Below are 3,595 nucleotides of genomic sequence, written 5' to 3' on the forward strand. Positions count from 1 at the left end.
CACTCCGCGGACAGCTGATCGCCTGTGCCTGGCACTGACGTGGCCCGACAACCGGTCGCGTTCATCCGCATGTGACCGATCGGGTCAGACGTCGAACCCGGGCCGTAACCAAGAGTGACATCACAACTGGCCGTACTTGGGGATTCCGAACTGGCCGCTGACACCGGGGCGGGCCCGACGGTTATCGCTGGCCCCACCAGACGAGCCCGGTCACGATGGCTCCGCCCGTTGCTGACGCCAGCCCGTAGACCAGTCCGTGGCTTGCCGTGCGGCTCAGTGATTGCAGATACCGCTGTCGCCTAGCAGCGGGAGGTCCGCTCCGGGACGAGGTCACCGAAGCCGGCGGCTCTTCCCTGCGCTGAGATCGTGGCGTCGACGCGCGGTGGGCGTCGCTCGTAGGCTCTGTAAAACCCATGCTTCTATCTCCCTGTCGATGAAGTTGCTGGGCTACCTCGCGGCCCCCTGTGAGCGCAGGGGGCCGCACCCTCCCGCCATTCGTGCGGCAGCGAGCAGCACCCCTGCACCCTCTGGTGACAGGTGCGCACCCAGCCCGTGGCAATGAAGAACCCACACCCCAACGAAACTTGAGCGCGACCTCCATGTTCCACCGACGCGAAGAGGCGTGTCAGGGCTGGACCGTGCCTGCTCCCCGGCTACGACGCGCCGGTCAGGCCGCCACGGAAAGGACGGTAGAACTTGGGGCGTCGTACAGAACGTCCACGCGCCGGCACAGCACCGGCACGCCCAGCAATGGAGCTGAGGGTCTGGCAGGTGACCGTGCGGGAGGGGCTGGTCGAGGCCCGACCGCCTTCGCTGCCGAGACGACTTTCGCGATGCAGCCCGCGACGGCAGCGTCGGCGCGGGAGTCGGCGTCGTTGCCTGCTTCGGTGCTTGGCCCAGCAGGGCCACCCTGGCGGGACGGGTTGCCGGTGACCGCGAGGTAATTGGGCTGCTGGCGGAGCGGTCACAGGGCTCGCAATCCTCGGACCCGGAGCTCCTGGTTGAGGCGCGGGCCGCAGAGTCGTGGCCAGTGCTGCCGTGTAACGGCATTGGTCTGTACGCCGCTTACCCCATGTACTTCACCAACCGAGGCATCGAGGAGTTGGAGAGGCAGTGCGGCGAGGACGAGGTCACCTTCGAGTGGCTCGCTGAGCGGGCCGGACCGCGGTCGACCACTTGCGAATCGCTCAAACTTCGTTGGCACGCACTCAAGATTCGATGACACACGGGACACCCGCCTTTCAGAAAACGCCTCAGACCGCAAAAAGAACGCCGTTCGTACGCGTTTCGTACGCACTTCGTGCGATCCGCGGGGTAGGGTGTGGAGCAGGAGGTGTTCCATGTCCGAGTTGTTCGACGCGGTCGACGCGCTGGTCGCGTCCCGTTCCCCGCTTCCGCCGCCGGGGGAGCGCAAGCGGCTGCGTGCCGCGCACGGTTTGACGATCGACGAGGTGGCGGGCGCGCTGAAGGTGCGGCGGGCCACGGTGTCCGGCTGGGAAGCCGGGAAGACCGAGCCCCGCCCGCCGGAACGGGAGGCGTACGCGCGGCTGCTGGACAAGCTCGCGGAGCTCTACCCCGCCCCGGACAGCGCGGCCGTCCCCGTGCAGAACGCTGCGGTGCCGGCCGCATTCGCTGGAACACCCGCCCCCGCGGAAGCGTATTCTCTGTCCACAGGCCCGGCGTCCGAGGCTGCGGTCATGACTGCAGCCGAGAACACCCAGACCAACCCCACCCCTGCCCCGACGGCCGCGCCGCGTCCGGCACGCACCACCAGGCCGACGTCGTCGACGTCGCGTCGCCCGGGTACGAAGAAGGCGGCCCCGGCCGGAACCCCGGCGACCGCCGTCGACCCGCGGTTCGAGAACGGGCCGCTGGCGGTCGTGGACATCGAGGACGGGAAGGTCGTGGCGTACTGCGTCGGCGGCCTGGTCCTGGACGTGCCCGCCAAGTCCCTGCCGTCCCTGGTGGACTGGACGCTCAAGCACGCGAAGCTGGGTCAGCCGAAGCTGTCCGGCCCGGGACGGCCCGCCGACCCGCTGCTCGTGCTCACCGAGGCAGCGTGCGAGCGCTACGGCCTTCCCGTCGCGCTCACGGAGGAGGAGAGGAACACCGGGCGGATCCCGGAGGGCCACAAGGTCATCAAGCAGCTGACACGCGCGGAGTGGAAGCTGACCAAGCGCGGGTTCGGGCCGTGGACGCGGATCTACCGTCCGGCCAAGGGCCCGGACCGCCAGTGCGTGCAGCTGTGCATCCCGTCGTGGAACGCACTTGACCCCCGGTTCTGGGGCGACGCCGCGCAGCTTCCGCCAGCGGAGCTCGCCCGTGTCCTGGGCGCGTACGCGTCCCGGGTGATGACGCCGCGCGGCTCCACCGCCGTCACCGGCCTGGAGCTGATGACCGCGCTGCACCCGCCGACCTACGCCGTGCGGGACGAGGAGACCGGCGTCCTGCGGCAGGCCGACGACAAGACGCCCGGGTCGCTGGGCAAGCGCCCGGTGGACTGCGCGCCGTGCGAGGCCCCTGACGGACACCCGGTGCTCAACGCGCTGGATCTGCCGCGCTTCCACGTGCGCGGCCCGGCGGAGAAGCTGTTCGAGGAGGCGTACGACTGGGCGCGGCCGATGACCGATGCCGAGTGCACCCTGCGCTACCTGGTCGGTCTGGACGTGAACATGGCCTTTGCCGCCGGCGCGAACGGATTGAACGTCGGCCTTGGTGAGCCGACGTACGTCAAGGCCCCCGCGTTCGACCCGAAGCTGCCCGGCTCGTGGCTGGTCGACCTGTCCCACGTCGACCTGTCGAAGGTGAAGGTCGGCAAGGAGTGGGTGGAGCTGGACGGCAGCCTGTTGCCCTCCCCGTTCACGCCGAAGGGCGACCGCCCGACGGGGCCGGCCTGGTACGCGACACCCACCGTCGCCTACGCCCAGGAGCTCGGCTACGACGTCGCGCCCATCGAGGCGTGGGTCCGGTACGAGAACGGCCGCTACCTGGACGGCTGGTACCAGCGGCTGCGTGACGCCTACCTCGCCACGATGGCCGACCTCGGTGTGGACGGCGACCTGTCGCCGGAGGACTTCCTCGCCGCGATGGACGGCTACAAGGAACGCGACCCGGAACTGACGATCGTCGTCTCGGCGATCAAGGCGACAGTCAAAGGCGGCCTGGGAAAGCTGCGCGAGCGGCCCCGGAGCGAGGGCTGGCGGCCGGGCGAGCGGTGGCGGGCTCTGGAGCGCCCGACGTGGCGGCCGGACATCCGGGCGGCGGTCATCTCCCGCACCCGGATCAACCTGCACCGCAAGATGATCAAGCACGCGGCGTTCACCGGACAGTACCCGATCGCAATCCTGTCCGACTGCGTCGTCTACGCCGCAAACGGACCGAGCCCGATGGACTTCCTGCCCTACCGGGAGGGCAAGCCGCTGCCCGGCGGCTTCAAGCTCGGCATCAACCCGGGCCTGGTCAAGCACGAGGGCACCCAGTCCGTCCTGTGGGGCGAGGAGGTCCGCGAGCGGTTCAACGCCCCGGAGCTCAACCTCGCCCGGTCCATCAAGGACGGCACCGTCACCGACGTCGACAACGGAGAGTAGGAGAAGGC

1 protein-coding gene and 1 pseudogene are annotated in these 3,595 nt (G+C 69.6%); both read left to right on the forward strand.

From position 1 onward, the window contains the following. Nucleotides 1-1,072: 1,072 nt before the first annotated feature. Nucleotides 1,073-1,156, forward strand: a pseudogene (locus ACFXKG_RS41070) (DUF6104 family protein); the annotation flags it as partial. A 184-nt stretch (nt 1,157-1,340) separates the two neighbouring features. After that, nucleotides 1,341-3,587 carry a telomere-associated protein Tap gene (gene tap / locus ACFXKG_RS41075; protein ID WP_384850687.1) on the forward strand — a complete coding sequence of 749 codons (2,247 nt, stop codon included), beginning with the start codon at nt 1,341-1,343 and terminating at the stop codon, nt 3,585-3,587. Nucleotides 3,588-3,595 lie beyond the last annotated feature (8 nt).

Origin of the sequence: Streptomyces sp. NPDC059255 (genome assembly GCF_042752355.1) — a bacterium.
Classification (GTDB): domain Bacteria; phylum Actinomycetota; class Actinomycetes; order Streptomycetales; family Streptomycetaceae; genus Streptomyces.